Origin of the sequence: Caulobacter segnis (assembly GCF_003243465.1) — a bacterium.
Taxonomy (GTDB): domain Bacteria; phylum Pseudomonadota; class Alphaproteobacteria; order Caulobacterales; family Caulobacteraceae; genus Caulobacter; species Caulobacter segnis_A.
This window is the reverse complement of the sequence record NZ_QFQZ01000098.1, coordinates 1-14,947: the sequence shown is the minus strand read 5'-3', so window position 1 is coordinate 14,947 and position 14,947 is coordinate 1. Positions and strand designations below refer to the sequence as shown.

The 14,947-nt window shown below is 65.1% G+C and carries 10 protein-coding genes and 4 pseudogenes; 4 read left to right on the top strand and 10 right to left on the bottom strand.

Annotation, left to right across the window (positions count from 1 at the left end):
* Positions 1-79 precede the first annotated feature (79 nt).
* Positions 80-1,747, top strand: coding sequence for a hypothetical protein (locus DI526_RS20980; protein ID WP_304282187.1), 1,668 nt, complete (start codon positions 80-82; stop codon positions 1,745-1,747).
* 271 nt (positions 1,748-2,018) lie between these two features.
* On the opposite strand, the pseudogene DI526_RS20975 reads toward DI526_RS20980, so the two are convergent.
* The 3 genes and pseudogenes from DI526_RS20975 to DI526_RS20965 form a co-directional block, all read right to left on the bottom strand.
* Positions 2,019-2,102 (bottom strand): annotated as a pseudogene (locus DI526_RS20975) (hypothetical protein); the annotation flags it as partial.
* Between the two features lie 74 nt (positions 2,103-2,176).
* Complete coding sequence (locus tag DI526_RS20970; protein ID WP_304282186.1) at positions 2,177-2,518, bottom strand: hypothetical protein; 342 nt, start codon at positions 2,516-2,518, stop codon at positions 2,177-2,179.
* A 13-nt stretch (positions 2,519-2,531) separates the two neighbouring features.
* Positions 2,532-2,638: pseudogene (locus DI526_RS20965) on the bottom strand (hypothetical protein); the annotation flags it as partial.
* Between the two features lie 24 nt (positions 2,639-2,662).
* Here DI526_RS20965 and DI526_RS20960 point away from each other — a divergent pair.
* Entirely contained in the window at positions 2,663-3,385 is a 723-nt protein-coding gene (locus DI526_RS20960; RefSeq protein ID WP_304282184.1) for an EcsC family protein, read from the top strand.
* A gap of 154 nt (positions 3,386-3,539) precedes the next feature.
* Here DI526_RS20960 and DI526_RS20955 read toward each other — a convergent pair.
* From DI526_RS20955 to DI526_RS20940, 4 genes and pseudogenes are all read right to left on the bottom strand, one after another.
* Positions 3,540-3,673: pseudogene (locus tag DI526_RS20955) on the bottom strand (hypothetical protein); the annotation flags it as partial.
* Between the two features lie 483 nt (positions 3,674-4,156).
* Positions 4,157-6,265, bottom strand: coding sequence for a DNA topoisomerase IV subunit B (gene parE, locus DI526_RS20950; RefSeq protein WP_304282183.1), 2,109 nt, complete (start codon positions 6,263-6,265; stop codon positions 4,157-4,159).
* A 198-nt stretch (positions 6,266-6,463) separates the two neighbouring features.
* Positions 6,464-7,816, bottom strand: a complete 1,353-nt coding sequence (locus tag DI526_RS20945; RefSeq protein WP_304282182.1) for an amidohydrolase family protein — start codon at positions 7,814-7,816, stop codon at positions 6,464-6,466.
* On the bottom strand, positions 7,816-9,288 hold the full coding sequence (locus DI526_RS20940) for an amidohydrolase (RefSeq protein ID WP_304282180.1): 1,473 nt from the start codon (positions 9,286-9,288) through the stop codon (positions 7,816-7,818). The genes DI526_RS20945 and DI526_RS20940 overlap by 1 nt, the downstream gene beginning before the upstream one ends.
* 201 nt (positions 9,289-9,489) lie before the next feature.
* Here DI526_RS20940 and DI526_RS20935 point away from each other — a divergent pair, with 201 nt between their 5' ends.
* Complete coding sequence (locus DI526_RS20935) at positions 9,490-9,882, top strand: putative quinol monooxygenase (protein ID WP_304282177.1); 393 nt, start codon at positions 9,490-9,492, stop codon at positions 9,880-9,882.
* Between the two features lie 61 nt (positions 9,883-9,943).
* Here DI526_RS20935 and DI526_RS20930 read toward each other — a convergent pair whose 3' ends face one another.
* The 3 genes from DI526_RS20930 to DI526_RS20920 all read right to left on the bottom strand — a co-directional run bounded on the left by DI526_RS20930 (position 9,944) and on the right by DI526_RS20920 (position 14,216).
* Complete coding sequence (locus tag DI526_RS20930; protein WP_304282175.1) at positions 9,944-12,124, bottom strand: TonB-dependent receptor; 2,181 nt, start codon at positions 12,122-12,124, stop codon at positions 9,944-9,946.
* A gap of 298 nt (positions 12,125-12,422) precedes the next feature.
* The gene (gene glnA / locus DI526_RS20925; RefSeq protein ID WP_304282173.1) at positions 12,423-13,832 is read right to left on the bottom strand and encodes a type I glutamate--ammonia ligase; all 1,410 of its coding nucleotides are present in this window, start codon (positions 13,830-13,832) and stop codon (positions 12,423-12,425) included.
* Between the two features lie 45 nt (positions 13,833-13,877).
* Positions 13,878-14,216 (bottom strand): P-II family nitrogen regulator, encoded by a 339-nt coding sequence (locus DI526_RS20920; RefSeq protein WP_010919834.1) that lies wholly within the window; start codon positions 14,214-14,216, stop codon positions 13,878-13,880.
* A gap of 237 nt (positions 14,217-14,453) precedes the next feature.
* Between DI526_RS20920 and DI526_RS20915 the strand changes: the two are divergent.
* Positions 14,454-14,947 (top strand): annotated as a pseudogene (locus DI526_RS20915) (acetyl-CoA acetyltransferase); the annotation flags it as partial.

Below are 14,947 nucleotides of genomic sequence, written 5' to 3'. Positions count from 1 at the left end.
CGGGAGGTGTGGATGGGGGCTTGTAGGGATAACCCATAGGGATAACCCAACGCATCCCGAGTGTTGCGCCGAGCCGAAAATGAACGCAACCTTCGTCTCGGCCTGTTGGGGGAAAGTCATGGCGGACGGCAATAAAGTATCCAATTCGTCCTTGGTGCGTCCGGTGGCGAACCAATCAGATTCAATTGTTCGAACGGTTTCTCAAGCCGCCTTCGAGATTCGGGGCGATACGCCTTTCGAAAAGGCGATTGAGGAGGCGGTCACTTGGATGCGCGAACGCAATCCCGTTATTCCCGAGGAGGCGCTCCTAGGTGGTCCGTTTGACGTTGGGGGCGGTGGTGATGCGCCGGCGCAGGCTGTGGACCTGCAATTCCAAGGCGGACGAATCTGGGCTGCCAGCCTTGATGTACCCGACCAAGCGATCGTCGGACGCACATGGGTCACCGAAATAACAGTCGGTGAAGCGAACGGACGAGTGCATTTCGGCTCTCGTCTAATAAACGTAACAAAACGTTCCGATCCGCCCTTCATGCCAACGTTGCCCGCGCTTAATAGGCGGATAGTCAAAAAGCTCTCGGCACATGCGGACTCCCTTAAGCTCACCGAGGTGTCGCTCCGAGTTCAAACGCCTAGCGAGGTGGATGAGCTAATCGCGTTGCTGGATGATCCCAAAAGACAGCTTCCAGTAGTAGTGATATCGGATGCTGGGAAATCCTCGCAGTTCGCTCCTCCAGATGCTGTGGCTAATCGCCTGGCTGGCGCATGTCATGTTTTCAGTATCAGTGAAGAGGGGGGCTGGGAGCTCACGAAGCGTTTTGGTAAAGCGCTATCGGTGTTTGGTGGCGCGGCTCGAATTTACTGGCCGAGATTCCAATCTGATATCTCTGATCCTTTTGATCATCCCCTTTGGCTCACCCGAGAGGGGGCGACGCTAGAGGCGCGGCGTGATGCTTTAGTTGCGCGCGTGCTGAGTTCCGCCGTCCATGGTCGCCAGCAGGACTATCCGCGATTCAATGCGGTTCGGGAGGTTGCCGCCGAGCAAGCTATCGAGCGCATGCGTCTAACGGGCACTAGTGTCGAGCTCAATAAACTCTTTGAGGAAGAGAATGCACGGCTGACCAGGGAGCTTAGCGCCCTACGAAGTGAATTTGACCAATGGCTTGAAGACGCTGATGAGACTGAGCGCAGGGCTGAGCGAGAGGTTAGTGAGCTAAAATGGGAGCTCGGTCGCGCCCGTGCTCAGAATGAAAGCCTTCGTGCGGCCTTAAGTAGCGGCATTGAGCTCAAAAGAGACATCTTGTCTTCTGCTGATCATTTCGACGAATGGTCTAAGGCCAATCTGTCAACGAATGTATGGATAGCGCCCAAGGCTATTCGTGAGTTTCATAAAAACTGTCAGTTTGAGAATCTAGATCTCATTTCGTCCGTTCTATTTTTGCTGGACGATGTCTATGTGCCCATGAGGGTGAGTGGGGATAGCAATCTATTTTCTACATATAGATCTAAATTGGCCGATCTTGGCTGTAGTGATCAGCCATGTTTCAGTAATAGGGGGGATATAAAGCGATATCCTGAATATAGTGTAATGTATCATTCCGTGAGATTTTGGTGTGAGGATCATATAAAATTTGGTGGGGGAACAGATCCGCGCAGAATGTTCCGTATATACTATAGCTGGAATGAGGTGGACGGCGTTCTTATAATTGGGAGCCTTCCAAATCACCTCGACAATAAATTGACTAATTGATATTGTTGGATTTTCCTAGGATCGCGCCCCCCGCCCGGTCCCGTCCTTAAATCTCTTGGAGGCTGCAGCGTGCAGGACTGACCAAGTCAGTCAAGGACCGCCCTCCGGGCGGCCGCGCGGCGGCGACGCGGAGCGTCGTCCTTGAGTGACTTGGACAGCCCTGCGATCGTCTCGCCGTGAGATGTAAGGATGGCGCCTTCTCGGGGCGAGAAGGGTTTCACCTCCACCAACACTCAATACGCGTGTCATCCCGGAAGCCTCGCAGAGGCTATCCGGGACCCAGGGGTTGCGGGAGCGCCGAGCGGGCCGCCCCTGGGTCCCGGCTCTCCGCTGCGCTTCGGCCGGGATGACACGAAAAGGGGGCGGGCGAGGGCGGTGCGACCCCTCATCCGGCGCTTCGCGCCACCTTCTCCCGCAGGGGGAGAAGGATCACCCCAACACCCACCGCGCCGCCAGCAGGGCGAACCCCACCAGGATCACCGGCCCGAACACCCGGAAGGTGTGGCGGGTGCAGGGTTCGGGGAAGAAGGTGTCCCAGGCGCCGTCCTTGGTCGCGCCGTACTTCACCGCCATCGCCGTCATCGGGCACTTGAAGCCGCAGGCGGCGAAGACCACGCTCTCGACCGCCACCAGGCTGGCGGCGACCCACAGCCAGGGGCCGGTCGCGCCAGTGATCCCGGCCGCCAGCACCACCAGCGACGCGCCGGCCATCACCACATAGATCACCGTGTGCGCGGCGCGCACCAGGGTCAGGCGCTGGGCGTCGGTCATGGCTGAGCTTAAACCCTTCTCCCCTTGCGGGAGAAGGTGGACCGCGCAGCGGGACGGATGAGGGGTTTCTCGGCGGTGCGACCCCTCATCCGTCAGCTTCGCCGACACCTTCTCCCGCAAGGGGAGAAGGGTTACCTAGACCCCATGCCCCTTTCCCCCGACATCCTGGCCTGGCGCGACGAGATGCTCCGGCCGCCGGGCCCGCTGAACGGCCTGGCGCGCGCCACCCAGCGGCGGATCAACCGGCTGATCCCCGAGAAGGTCCACGCCGCGATCACCACGGCGATCGAGGGCATGACGCGCGGCATGCTGACCGGCTCGGACTTCCTGACCGGCGCGCCCCAGATCGGCCTGACGTTGGACGAGCGGCGGGCGCGGGCGGCGCTGGCGATCGACGGCTGGAAGAAGACGGCCGCCGTCGAGGGCGGGGTGACCGGGGCCGGGGGCTTCCTGGCGGCGGCGGCCGACTTCCCGCTGCTGATGAGCTTCAAGATCAAGCTGCTGTTCGAGATCGCCGCCGTCTTCGGCCACGACGGGACGGCGCTGTCCGAGCGCCTGTTCATCCTGCACATCTTCGAGCTGGCCTTCTCGGACGCCGAGCACCGGACGAAGGTGATGGCGGCGATGCAGGACTGGGACGCCAAGACCCATCCGGCCCACCTCGACGACTTCGACTGGCGCGCCTTCCAGCAGCAGTACCGCGACCACATCGATCTGGCGAAACTGGCCCAGTTCCTGCCCGTGGTCGGCGCGCCGCTGGGGGCGATCGTGAATTGGCGGCTGGTGGAGCGGCTGGGGCATACGGCGGTGATGGCCTACCGGATGCGGGCGGAGGAGGGCCGGTCGACGCCGCAGGCCCCCACCTGACCACGCTTCGCGTGGTCGTCCGCCCCCGGAGGGGGCGGAAGGATCACTCACCCTTCTTCCCCCTCCGGGGGAGGAGCGCGTCAGCGCGGAGGGGGCAAGGACGAGCGTTCGCGGCGCTCTATCATCCGCGTATCCGGAATCGAACCTAGCAAAATCAACGACTTCCCACTTTTACCCGCCGCTGCATCATCCGCGTTGAAACCGCCCTTATCCTTGAACCACCTCGTCGCGAGGAAAGGGCGCATGGCCAGCGACCATCGTGGCGGCGGGGGGCGGTCGAGCGGGCGCGCTCGCCGGTGCGGGGGAAACTCCGCAACTTCGTCCATCCCCGAGGTAGTCGACCCTGGAGCACAGAAACGACGGTGGACTTAGGCCGGTGAGCACGACAGGGACGTCGAAAGGCGTCCGTCCGGGATCGGGCTACGCGGCCCGGCCCGCCCGTCGGAGGCTTCAAGGGTGTCGAGGCGCCAATAGCGTCGCGGGATCACGCTTCCGGATAACGATCGCGCGGAGCGTCGGGCTTCGTCGAAACGGTATTATTCAATCTTCTTCCGGACGTCGTCCGGCGCTCCGCGTCCCTTTCCATCCCTTCAGCGGGCGGCCGCGTGAAGCGGCGGAGGCGTGCGTGATGTTGCCTTCTTCCCCCTCCGGGGGAGGAGCGCGAAGCGCGGAGGGGGCGAGTCGGAAAAGGGCCCGCCGACGCCGCAGGCCCCCACCTGACCACGCTTCGCGTGGTCGTCCGCCCCCGGGAGGGGGCGGAAGGATCTCGCCCTACAGATCCAGGTCCGCCGCCGCGAACTCGGCGTTTTCCTGGATGAAGCGGAAGCGCAGTTCCGGCTTCCGGCCCATCAGGGTCTCGACCAGGCTTTCCACCGCTTCCTCGCTGCGGGGCAGGGTGACCCGGGCCAGCGTGCGCTTCTTGGGGTCCATGGTGGTCTCCTTCAGCTGGGAGGCCATCATCTCGCCCAGGCCCTTGAAGCGGCCGATCTCGGGCTTCTTGCCCTTGAAGACCGTGGCCAGGAGCTCGTCCTTGTGGGCGTCGTCGCGGGCGTACTCGCTCTTGCCGCCGTGGCTGATGCGGTACAGCGGCGGCAGGGCCAGGAAGAGGTGCCCCTGGCGGATCACGTCCGGCATGGTGCGGTAGAAGAAGGTGATCAGCAGGGAGGCGATGTGGGCGCCGTCGACGTCGGCGTCGGTCATGATGATGATCCGCTCGTAGCGCAGATCCTCTTCACGGTACTTGCTGCCGCCCTGGGCCCCCAGGGCCAGCATCAGGTCCGACAGCTCCTTGTTGGCGGTGAACTTCTCGCCGGACGCGGAGGCGACGTTCAGGATCTTGCCGCGCAGGGGCAGGATGGCCTGGTACTTGCGGTCGCGGGCCTGCTTGGCCGAGCCGCCGGCCGAGTCGCCTTCGACGATGAAGAGCTCGGCGCCGTCGACCGCGCTCCCGGCGCAGTCGGCCAGCTTGCCGGGCAGGCGCAGCTTGCGGGTCGCGCTGGCGCGGGAGACTTCCTTGTCCTTGCGGCGCTTGAGGCGTTCTTCCGCCCGCTCGATGACGAACTCCAGCAGGGCCTGGGCATTTTTCGGGCTGGAGCTGAGCCACAGGTCGAACGGGTCGCGCAGGGCCTGCTCGACGAAGCGCTGGGCCTCGGTCGTGGAGAGCTTCTCCTTGGTCTGGCCCTGGAACTCGGGGTTCTTGATGAACACCGAGATCAGCGCCCCGGCCTGGGCGACGACGTCGTCGGCGGTGATGATCGTCCCGCGCTTCTCGCCCTTGAGGTCGGCATAGGCCTTGAGCCCCCGCGTCAGGGCGGCGCGGAAGCCGCTTTCGTGGGTGCCGCCTTCGGGCGTGGGGACGGTGTTGCAGTACGACTGCATGAAGCCGTCGTGCTCGCCGAAGCCCTGCGGGGTCCAGGTGACGGCCCACTCGACCGCGCCGGCCTCGCCCTGGCGCTCGATGCGGCCCGAGAAGCTCTCGGGGGTGATGGTGGCCAGGCCCTTGCTGCGCTCGGCCAGGAAGTCGGCCAGGCCGTTGGGGAAGTGAAAGGTCGCTTCCGCCGGGGTCTGGTCATGGATGCGGGAGGGATCGCAGGACCATTTGATCTGGACGCCGCGGAACAGGTACGCCTTCGACCGCGCCATGCGGTACAGGCGCGCCGGCTTGAAGCCGCAGCCCTCGCCGAAGATCTCGTCGTCCGGCTTGAAGCGCACCATGGTGCCCTTCTTCTTCGACGGCTGGATCTGCTGGATCGGACCCAGCGGCTTGCCGCGGGCGAAGACCTGCAGGTGCTCGAAGCCGTCGCGCCAGACGGTGACCTCGACGCGCTCGGACAGGGCGTTGACGACGCTGGCGCCGACGCCGTGCAGGCCGCCGGAGGTCTCGTAGGCCTTGCCCGTGAACTTACCGCCGGCGTGCAGGACGGTCATGATGACCTCCAGCGCCGACTTGCCGGGGTACTTGGGGTGCGGGTCCACGGGCATGCCGCGGCCGTCGTCCTTGACCGACAGGTAGCCGTCGGCGTCGAGCTTGACCTCGATGGTCTTGGCGAAGCCGGCCACGGCCTCGTCCATCGAGTTGTCGAGCACTTCGGCGAACAGGTGGTGCAGGGCCCGCTCGTCGGTGCCGCCGATGTACATGCCCGGCCGCTTGCGGACCGGCTCCAGGCCTTCCAGCACCTCGATGTCGGCGGCCGAGTACTCGCCGGGCTTGCCGGCGGGCGCCGGAGCCGGGGCGGGCTTCGACGAGGGCGGCGGCGGTGGGATCGGACGCGGCGTCGCCTCGACATGCGGCTCGACGCTGCTCAGCAGCGGCGCGGCCGGAACCGGGGCGAGGGCGTCGTCGTCGCCAAACAGGGAGGGGGTCTTATCGGAGGAGGACATCAGGGGAAGTCTAGGCGATTCGAACGCGGGGGCCTCGTATGGCGGCCCCGGCTTCCCCTGAAAAGAGAAAACGAAATCCTCTCCCCGCGGGAGAGGTGTCGCCGCGAGGCGACGGAGAGGGAAGGGACAGGCCTTGCCGAACTTCCCCCTCCGTCCGTTTCACGGACACCTCCCCCGTTAGGGGGAGGATTTCCAGGCTCAGCGATACGCCGGCGGATAGCCGCTTTGGTCGCTGGCCACGTAGCGGGCCTTCAGCTGGTCCTGGCGGCTGTCCTTGGGCTGCTCGACACCGCCGACCAGGACGGCGGTCGGCCAGCTGGTGGTCTCCAGCGGGTCGCCGTTCCAGACCACGACGTCGGCCAGCTTGCCGACCTCAAGCGAGCCGATCTTGGCGTCCTGGCCCCAGATCCTCGCCGGGACCAGGGTCACGGCGGCCAGGGCGGCCGAATAGGGCAGGCCGTTGGCGACGGCGAGGCCGGCGTTCAGGCGCTCCTGGCGCAGGTTGTTGAAGTCCCGCGCGCCGTTGATCGCCACCGACACGCCGGCGGCGTGCAGGCGGGCGGCGTTGTCGAGGCGCGAGCCCAGGGTCTCGAAGCTGCCGGGCAGGTCATCCTGCGGATCGACGATGACCGGCACACCGGCCTTGGCGATCTCCGGAGCGACCATCCAGCCCTCCTCGACGCCTTCGAGGATGACCTTGACCTTCTCCTCGGCCGCCAGCTTCAGCGCCTGGCGGATGTCGGCGGCGCGGGAGACGCGGATCAGCAGCGGGGTCTTGCCCTGAACGACGGGGATCAGGGCCTGGAGATCCAGGCGCGAGAGGCCGAAGTCGCGGGTGGCGCCCTGCTCGAAGGCCGCGCGGCGGGCGGCGAAGGCGCGGGCGTCCTCGAGGGCCGAGCGGATCAGCACCAGGTCCGCGCCGCGCGAGCCGCCGGCCGCCCGGGCCCCGCTCTCGCCGAGCGAGACGGTCACCGCCAGCTTGGAGGCCTCGACGATGTCTGGCGCGCCGGCCTTCAGGCGGATGAAGGCCGCCTGACCGCCGAACAGCGGCGGATCGCCGTCGCCGCTCTTGCCGGCGGTCATTTCCTCGACCACGCCGTCGTCGGCGTGCTCGTGGGCGCCTCCGCCGGTCCCGGTCAGCACCGGCGTCACCGCCGAGCTGGTCACGCCGCCGTCTCGGGCCAAGCCCAGGAAGGTCGAGGCCGGGTTGACGCCATAGCTGATGTCGAAGGCGGCGGAGAGCGCGTTGCCGGTGCCGTCGTCGCGGGTCTCACGCACGCCGCTCACTTCGGACGCGCCGAGGTTCGACGACGGGGCGATGAAGCCGGGGGTGACCACGCCGCCCTTGGCGTCGATCACCTTGGCGCCGGCCGGAACCGTGACCTTGGCGCCGAGGGCGGCGATCTTGCCGTCCTTGATCACCAGTGTCCCGTTCGGAATCGTGGCGCTGGAGACCGGCTCGATGCGGGCGTTGACGATGACGACGGTCTGGGCCGCCGCAGGGAGGGCCAGGGCGCAGGCGGCGCTGGCGAGAAGCAGAGACCGGATCATCAGTTGAACGCTCCCTGGCCGGGTTGGCCGAGCTCGAAATCGGACTTGGGCTGGAAGCGCGCGTCCTTGCGATCGTAGATCAGCGCGCCGTCGATGAAGACCTTCTCGGCCTGAGCATAGACGCTGAACGGGTCACGGCTCCAGACGACGAGATCGGCGGCCTTTCCGGCCTCGATCGACCCGGTCTTGTCGCCGATACCCATGGCCTTGGCGGGGTTCGCGGTGATCCACTTGATCGCTTCGGCGCGCGGGATGTAGATGCCGAGCTTGGCGCCGGCGGTCATGGCCAGGGCCGCCTCCTGGTTCAGGCGCTGGGTGATGATCGCGTCGTCGGAGTGGATGACGACGCAGGCGCCGTTCTTCCACAGGATGGCGGCGTTGGCGTCGATGCCGTCCAGGCTTTCCATCTTGAAGCCGGTCCACGAGGCCCAGGTGGCCGAACAGATGCCTTCCTTGGCCAGCAAAGGCGCGATCTTGTAGCTCTCGATCGCGTGGTGGAACATCGTGATCTTGTAGCCAAACTCCTTGGCGATATCGATCATCGTGGCTTCTTCGTCAGCCCGGTAGCAGTGGTTCTGCACCAGGATCTCGCCCTTCAGCACGCCGGCCAGGGTTTCCAGCTGCAGGTCGCGCTTCGGCGCATCGGCTTTCTCGCCCTTCTGCTGCTTGGCGCGGAAGTCGTCCCACTTGCGGGCGTAGTCGGCCGCGTCGATCCAGGCCTTGCGGTAGCCATAGACATTGCCCATCGCCGTCGAGGGCGAACGGCCTCGGCCGCCGTAGACGCGCTTCGGATTCTCGCCGCAGGCCATTTTCAGGCCGTAGGGGGCGTCCGGGAACTTCATGCCCTGGGTGGTCAGGGACGGCACGTTCTTCAGCGTCACCGAGCGGCCGCCGAACAGGTTGGCCGAACCTGGGAGGATCTGCAGGGTCGTGACGCCGCCGGCGCGGGCGCGGTTGAAGCCGGGATCCTGCGGCCACACCGAGTGCTCGGCCCAGACCTGGGCGGTGTTGGGATCCGTCGCCTCGTTGCCGTCCGAACGAGCCGAGACGCCGGGCGAGGGATAGACGCCCAGGTGGCTGTGGGCATCGATAATGCCAGGCGTGAGCCACTTGCCGCCGGCGTCGACCTTGACCGCGCCGGCCGGGATCGCTGTGTCCGGGCCGCCGACGGCGATGATCTTGCCGCCCGAGACGACCACGACGCCGTTCTCGATCTGCTGGCCCGTGGCCGTCAGCACCGTCGCGCCGACAAAGGCCGTGGGCTGCGAGGGGAAGGGCTTGTAGGTCGACGGGAAGCCGGTCGAGGCTTGGCCGTCCAGGCCCTTGGGCAGCGGCTTGGGCTCGACCTTTTCCGGCGGCTTGGGCGCCGCGTTCGCTGTCTTGGACGGGCCGCCGGCCCCGGTGGTCGCGCAGGCGGAAAGCCCCAGCGCGAGCAGGCTCGCGGCGAACGCCGCGCTACGCCATCTGATCATGAACAACCCCGACTCTCGAAGAGGCGGGAAGGACAGACCAAAAGAATCTCATGATCAAGGTCGCGATGGGACGTTTGTCACCCTCCTGACAAAAAATGGGGTAGGTCGCTCCTTTCTCGCGCCGGCTCGTGGCCGGTTCGCCTGCTGACAGAACCGTGCGGATCGTCCTGATATGCCGTCTCAGGCGCAAGGAGGTTTCGAATGACCAAAGAAGGCCCGGATCGACGCGGTCTGATCATCGGCGGGGTCGCCGCCACCGTGCTCGCGCCCATCGCCCAAGCCCAGGAGAAGACGCCCATGTACGGATTGATCGGTCAGATGCTCGCCGCGCCGGGAAAGAGAAGCGAGCTGATCGCCATCCTGAGCGCCAGCGTCGACGCCATGCCGGGGTGTCTGAGCTATGTGATCGCGGAAGACCCGTCCAACGCCGACGCCCTCTGGATCAGCGAGGTGTGGAGCGACAAGGACTCCCACGCCGCCTCGCTGAAACTGCCGTCAGTCCAGGCGGCGATCGCCAAGGCGCGCCCGATCATCGCCGGCTTCCCCCAGCACTTCGAGACCAGGCCGGTCGGGGGATATGGCCTGAAGGCCTAGCCTCAAAATAGAAGGCCGCGGATCGCTCCGCGGCCTTTGCTTTTCCGAGGTCTCGCGGACCCTAGAAGTGCGCGTCGATCGAGACGCCGACCACGCGGGGTTCGTTGACGAACGCGGTCAGGTTGTTGAAGTCGATCGCGCCCTTGATGTTGCTCTCGTTGGTGATGTTGCGAGCAAAGGCCGCAACTTCCCAGCCGCCTTCCTTGTTGGCGTAGCCCAGCTTCAGGCCGCCCTCGAAGTCGCCCTTCGTGTAGAACTCCTTCGACTGGTACAGGAAGATGTTGGTGTAGCCCTGCACCTTCCAGTCCGTGTAGGCGAACAGCTCGCCCGAGGCGATCGGGTAGCTGTAGCGGGCGGTGACGTCGAAGGTGTACTTCGGCGCGTTCGGGAACGGGTTGCCGTTCACCAGCGCCAGGCCGCCAGCGGTCAGCGGGTCGGTGACGGTGCACGCGGCGCAAGGGGCCACGGCGAGGCTGCTGTCCTTGATCTTGGTGTGGGCGTAGCTGTAGCCGGCGGTCACGACGAAGTTCGGGGTGACCACGAACTCGCCGTCCAGCTCCAGGCCGTAGGCCTCGCCCTTCTTGGCGTTGATCAGGCGGTTGGAGTTGCTGCCGCCGCCGACGGCGCTGAACTGCGGGTCGTCGATGGTGTAGGTGAAGATCGCGCCATTCAGGCGGACGCGACGGTCGAACAGCTCGCTCTTCAGGCCCACTTCATAGGACATGATGGTTTCGGACTTGGCGGTCGAGGCCGGCGAGCCGAAGGCGATGTCGCGGCCCTGGATCGACGGACCGCGGAAGCCCGAGGCGACCTTGGCGTAGACGCTGACGTCTTCCTGCAGCTTGTAGAACGCCGACAGGTCCCAGCTGACATGCGTGTCGGAAACAGAAACCGACGGCGCCTTGTTGGGGCCCGACACGACATTCATGTCCTTGTCGTCGTCGGTGTAGCGCAGGCCGCCCGTCAGGCTCAGTTGGTCGTTCACCGCGTACGAGGCCTGACCGAACACCGCCCACGCCTTATTCTTCTGACGCAGGGTGGTGGCCGGGATGTAGAACGGGTCGGTGCGGATGTCGTACTTGGTGTCGAAGTAGAAGCCGCCGACCTGCCACTTCAGCGGACCGTCGGTGTCGCTGGCCAGGCGGACTTCCTGGGTCCACTGGAACAGGTTCTTGATGCCGTCGCGGGTGTTCGACTGGAACGGGATGAAGCCCGGACCCGTCGGGTTGCCGCCGTCGATGTCGCCCAGGCTCGAGCCGTGGGTGTTCTCGTAGGCGGTGATCGAGGTGAGCTTGGCGCCGTCGAAGTCGTACTGGATGTTGGCCGAGCCGCCGTAGCCCTTGTACTTCTGCGGGTTGTTGGCGGTGTTGTCGTAGGCGACCTTGTCGCGCTCGTAATTGCTGTTGAGCTTGTTCGAGCCCTTGGTCAGCACGTTGGCGCGGAACACGGCGGCCGTGCCGTCCAGGTCGCGGGCGTGGACGTTGAACAGAGCCGAAAGCTTGTCGGTCGGCGTGAACAGCACCTGCAGGCGGCCGGCGCGCTCGTCGAAGCCGCCCAGGGCGTCGTTCTTCTTGGTGTAGGTGTTGTCGATCCAGTTGTCGCGGTGCTGGATCAGGACCGAGGCGCGGGCCGCGACCTTGCCTTCCACCAGGGCGCCGCCGACGCCGCCATCGAAGGTGATGGTGTTGTAGCTGCCGTAGGTGGCCGTCGCGCGGCCCTTCATCTCTTCGGTCGGCTTGATGGTGTCGAACTTGACGATGCCGGCGGTGGTGTTGCGGCCGAACAGCGTGCCTTGCGGGCCGCGCAGGACTTCGACGTGGTCGAGGTCATAGAGCGGCGAGCTCTTCAGGACGACGTTTTCGAGGACGACGTCGTCCTGGATGACCGACACAGGCTGCGAGGCGGCCAGGTCGAAGTCGGCGTTGCCGAGGCCGCGGATATAGAAGCGCGGCGCGGCGCGGCCGTTCGAGGACTCGGCGTAGAGGCCGGGCGCTTTGGCCGACAGGGCCAGGATGTCTTCGCCGGCGGCGAACGTCGATTGCAGCTTCTCACCGCCGATCGCGGCGACCGAGACCGGCACGTCCTGCAGGTTTTCGGCGCGCTTCTGGGCGGTGATGATGATTTCGCCGACCTTGGTGTCCTGGGCGAACGCCGCGGGGGCGATGGCCATCGCCGAGGCGAGGGCGGTCAGGCCGCACGACACCGTCAGGGCGTGCCGAAGGGAGCTGTTGAGCTTGGGCATCGAGAGATCCTGTTGTGATCTTGGGCGCCGGTCGCTCCTTCTGACTGGAGCGTTGGCGGCGATTCCGTTTGCGCTGCGATAGGCCAAGTCTCGGCCTCGCCGATATCTCCCGCCACGCGATTTAGGCCGGAAAGGGTCGATTACGTCCGTTCTGTTGCGGAGTTGCGACATTTTTGTTCAGTCGCTGCCTGTAAGTAATAAATCATTCCCAATTCTGGCGAGCGCTCATCTTGCGACGCACAACGAAAAAGGGCCGGAGATCGCTCTCCGGCCCTTCGTCTTGCTTAGGCTGTCGGCCTTAGCACTTGTAGTACATGTCGAATTCGACGGGGTGCGGGTGCAGTTGCAGGCGCATCACCTCTTCCATCTTCAGCTCGATGTAGCTGTCGATGAAGTCGTCATCCATGACGCCGCCGGCCTTCAGGAAGGCGCGGTCCTTGTCCAGGCTTTCCAGGGCTTCGCGCAGCGAGCCGCAGACTTCCGGGATCTTCTTCTGCTCGCGGGGCGGCAGGTCGTACAGATTCTTGTCGGCCGGAGCGCCTGGGTCGATCTTGTTGATGATGCCGTCCAGGCCGGCCATCAGCAGGGCGACGAAGGTCAGGTACGGGTTGCCCATCGGATCGGGGAAGCGGGCTTCCAGGCGCTTGGCCTTCGGCGAGTCGACGTGCGGGATGCGGATCGAGGCCGAACGGTTGCGCGAGCTGTAGGCCAGCTTCACCGGGGCTTCGTAGCCGGGCACCAGGCGCTTGTACGAGTTCGTCGTCGAGTTCGAGAACGCGTTGATGGCCTTGGCGTGCTTGATGATGCCGCCGATGTACCACAGGCATTCTTGGCTCAGGCCGGCGTACTTGTCGCCGGCGAACAGCGGCTTGCCGTCCTGCCAGATCGACTGGTGCACGTGCATGCCCGAGCCGTTGTCGGCGAACATCGGCTTGGCCATGAAGGTCGCAGTCTTGCCGTAGGCGGCGGCGACGTTGTGGATGACGTACTTATAGAGCTGCATCCGGTCGGCCATGGTGACCATGGTGTCGAACTTCAGGCCGAGTTCGTGCTGGGCCGGAGCCACCTCGTGGTGGTGCTTTTCCGGCTTCATGCCCAGCTCGCCCATGACGGCCAGCATTTCGCCGCGCAGGTCCTGGCAGCTGTCGACCGGGTTCACCGGGAAGTAGCCGCCCTTCGGGCCCGGGCGATGGCCCATGTTGCCTTCCGGATATTCCTTGCCCGAGTTGACCGGCAGTTCGGTCGAGTCGAACGAGTAGCTGGTGTTGTGCGGGGCGGTCGACCAGCGCACGTCGTCGAAGATGAAGAACTCGGCTTCCGGACCGAAGTACACGGTGTCACCCACGCCGGCCGACTTCACGTAGTTCAGCGCGGCCTTGGCGATCGAGCGCGGGTCGCGGTTGTAGGGCGTGCCGCTGTCGGGGTTCACGACGTCGCAGAACAGGGCCAGCGTCGTCTGCTGGTAGAAGGGGTCGATGATGGCGCTGTCCAGGTCGGGGCGCAGCTTCATGTCCGACTCGTTGATGGCCTTCCAGCCGGCGATCGACGAGCCGTCGAACATGGTGCCGTCATTCAGGAAATCATCGTCGACCAGGTCGATGTCGAAGGTGACGTGCTGCATCTTGCCGCGCACGTCGGTGAAGCGGACGTCGACGTACTTGACGTCCTTTTCATTGATCAGGTTCAGGATATCCTTGGCGGTGGTCATTCCGTATCCCCTTTGTAGAACTCTCGTAAGTGTTGACGGTCTGGCCTAGACGGCGGCCGGACCGTTTTCTCCGGTTCGGATGCGGATCACTTCCGCGATCTCCGAGACGAAAATCTTGCCGTCGCCGATGCGGCCCGTGCGAGCCGCGCGGGTGATCGCTTCCAGCGCGGGTTCGAGCTGGCTGTCCTCGACAACCACCTCCACCTTGATCTTGGGGAGGAAGTCCACGACGTACTCGGCGCCGCGGTAGAGCTCGGTGTGGCCCTTCTGGCGCCCGTAGCCCTTGGCTTCGAGCACGGTCATGCCCTGGACACCCATGTCCTGCAGGGCCTCCTTCACCTCATCCAGCTTGAACGGCTTGATGACGGCTTCAATCTTCTTCATCGGTTCCACTTTCGGGCCCGTCGGCGGCGAACCGCCTTCTCTGAGCGGGCAACCATCACGGCGCCCCTCCGCCCGCAAGCAAGCGAGCGCGACAAAGCTGACCGATCTGTTGACTTGCGGGCGCCTGGTTAAAATTTATGCGCTGGGCGCCGATTTAATCGGCATATTCGGATTGCCATTCAAATGGCCTTGCGACGCCCGGTTTCGCGCCTAGGATCGCGCCTAACAAGCGTTTGAATGGGGGCGGATATGCGCGACGAGACACCGGTTTTGATCGGTGCGGGTCAATTCACGTATCGGGGAGATGCGGAAAAATCGCCGTCGCCGCTCGAACTGCTGAAAGTTGCGGCGGAACGCGCCGCGGTAGATGCCGGGCTGAAGGGGTCTGTTCTTGCCGATCTGGACGCTTTGGCGGTCGTGGCGTTCAGCATCGACGCTCCGGGAGGGTTGTCTAAGCTACAGCTTTCGCGGCTAGGCGATCCGCCTGCGTCGCTCGCCCGAGCGCTGTCGGCGTCGCCAAGCTGGCAGGTCTACACGGAGACTGGGGGGAACAGCCCGCAGCAGGCGGTCAATGTCGTCTGCGAGCGTATCGCTCAGGGCGAAGCGGAATTCGCGCTCGTGACCGGCGCTGAGTTCCTCGGCTCGTTGATGAAGCGGATGAAGAGTGGGGCGGGCTTCGAAGGCTGGGGCGACGAGATCGACAGTCAGCCGCAACGTATCGGCGACGCCCG

What these genes read in the sequence shown, in the direction of transcription:
- DI526_RS20970 (WP_304282186.1), bottom strand. Translation starts at nt 2,518, where the DNA reads ATGACCGACGCCCAGCGCCTGACCCTGGTGCGCGCCGCGCACACGGTG.
- DI526_RS20920 (WP_010919834.1), bottom strand. Translation starts at nt 14,216, where the DNA reads ATGAAGAAGATTGAAGCCGTCATCAAGCCGTTCAAGCTGGATGAGGTG.
- DI526_RS20935 (WP_304282177.1), top strand. Translation starts at nt 9,490, where the DNA reads ATGACCAAAGAAGGCCCGGATCGACGCGGTCTGATCATCGGCGGGGTC.
- glnA (WP_304282173.1), bottom strand. Translation starts at nt 13,832, where the DNA reads ATGACCACCGCCAAGGATATCCTGAACCTGATCAATGAAAAGGACGTC.
- DI526_RS20960 (WP_304282184.1), top strand. Translation starts at nt 2,663, where the DNA reads ATGCCCCTTTCCCCCGACATCCTGGCCTGGCGCGACGAGATGCTCCGG.
- DI526_RS20930 (WP_304282175.1), bottom strand. Translation starts at nt 12,124, where the DNA reads ATGCCCAAGCTCAACAGCTCCCTTCGGCACGCCCTGACGGTGTCGTGC.
- DI526_RS20980 (WP_304282187.1), top strand. Translation starts at nt 80, where the DNA reads ATGAACGCAACCTTCGTCTCGGCCTGTTGGGGGAAAGTCATGGCGGAC.
- parE (WP_304282183.1), bottom strand. Translation starts at nt 6,265, where the DNA reads ATGTCCTCCTCCGATAAGACCCCCTCCCTGTTTGGCGACGACGACGCC.
- DI526_RS20945 (WP_304282182.1), bottom strand. Translation starts at nt 7,816, where the DNA reads ATGATCCGGTCTCTGCTTCTCGCCAGCGCCGCCTGCGCCCTGGCCCTC.
- DI526_RS20940 (WP_304282180.1), bottom strand. Translation starts at nt 9,288, where the DNA reads ATGATCAGATGGCGTAGCGCGGCGTTCGCCGCGAGCCTGCTCGCGCTG.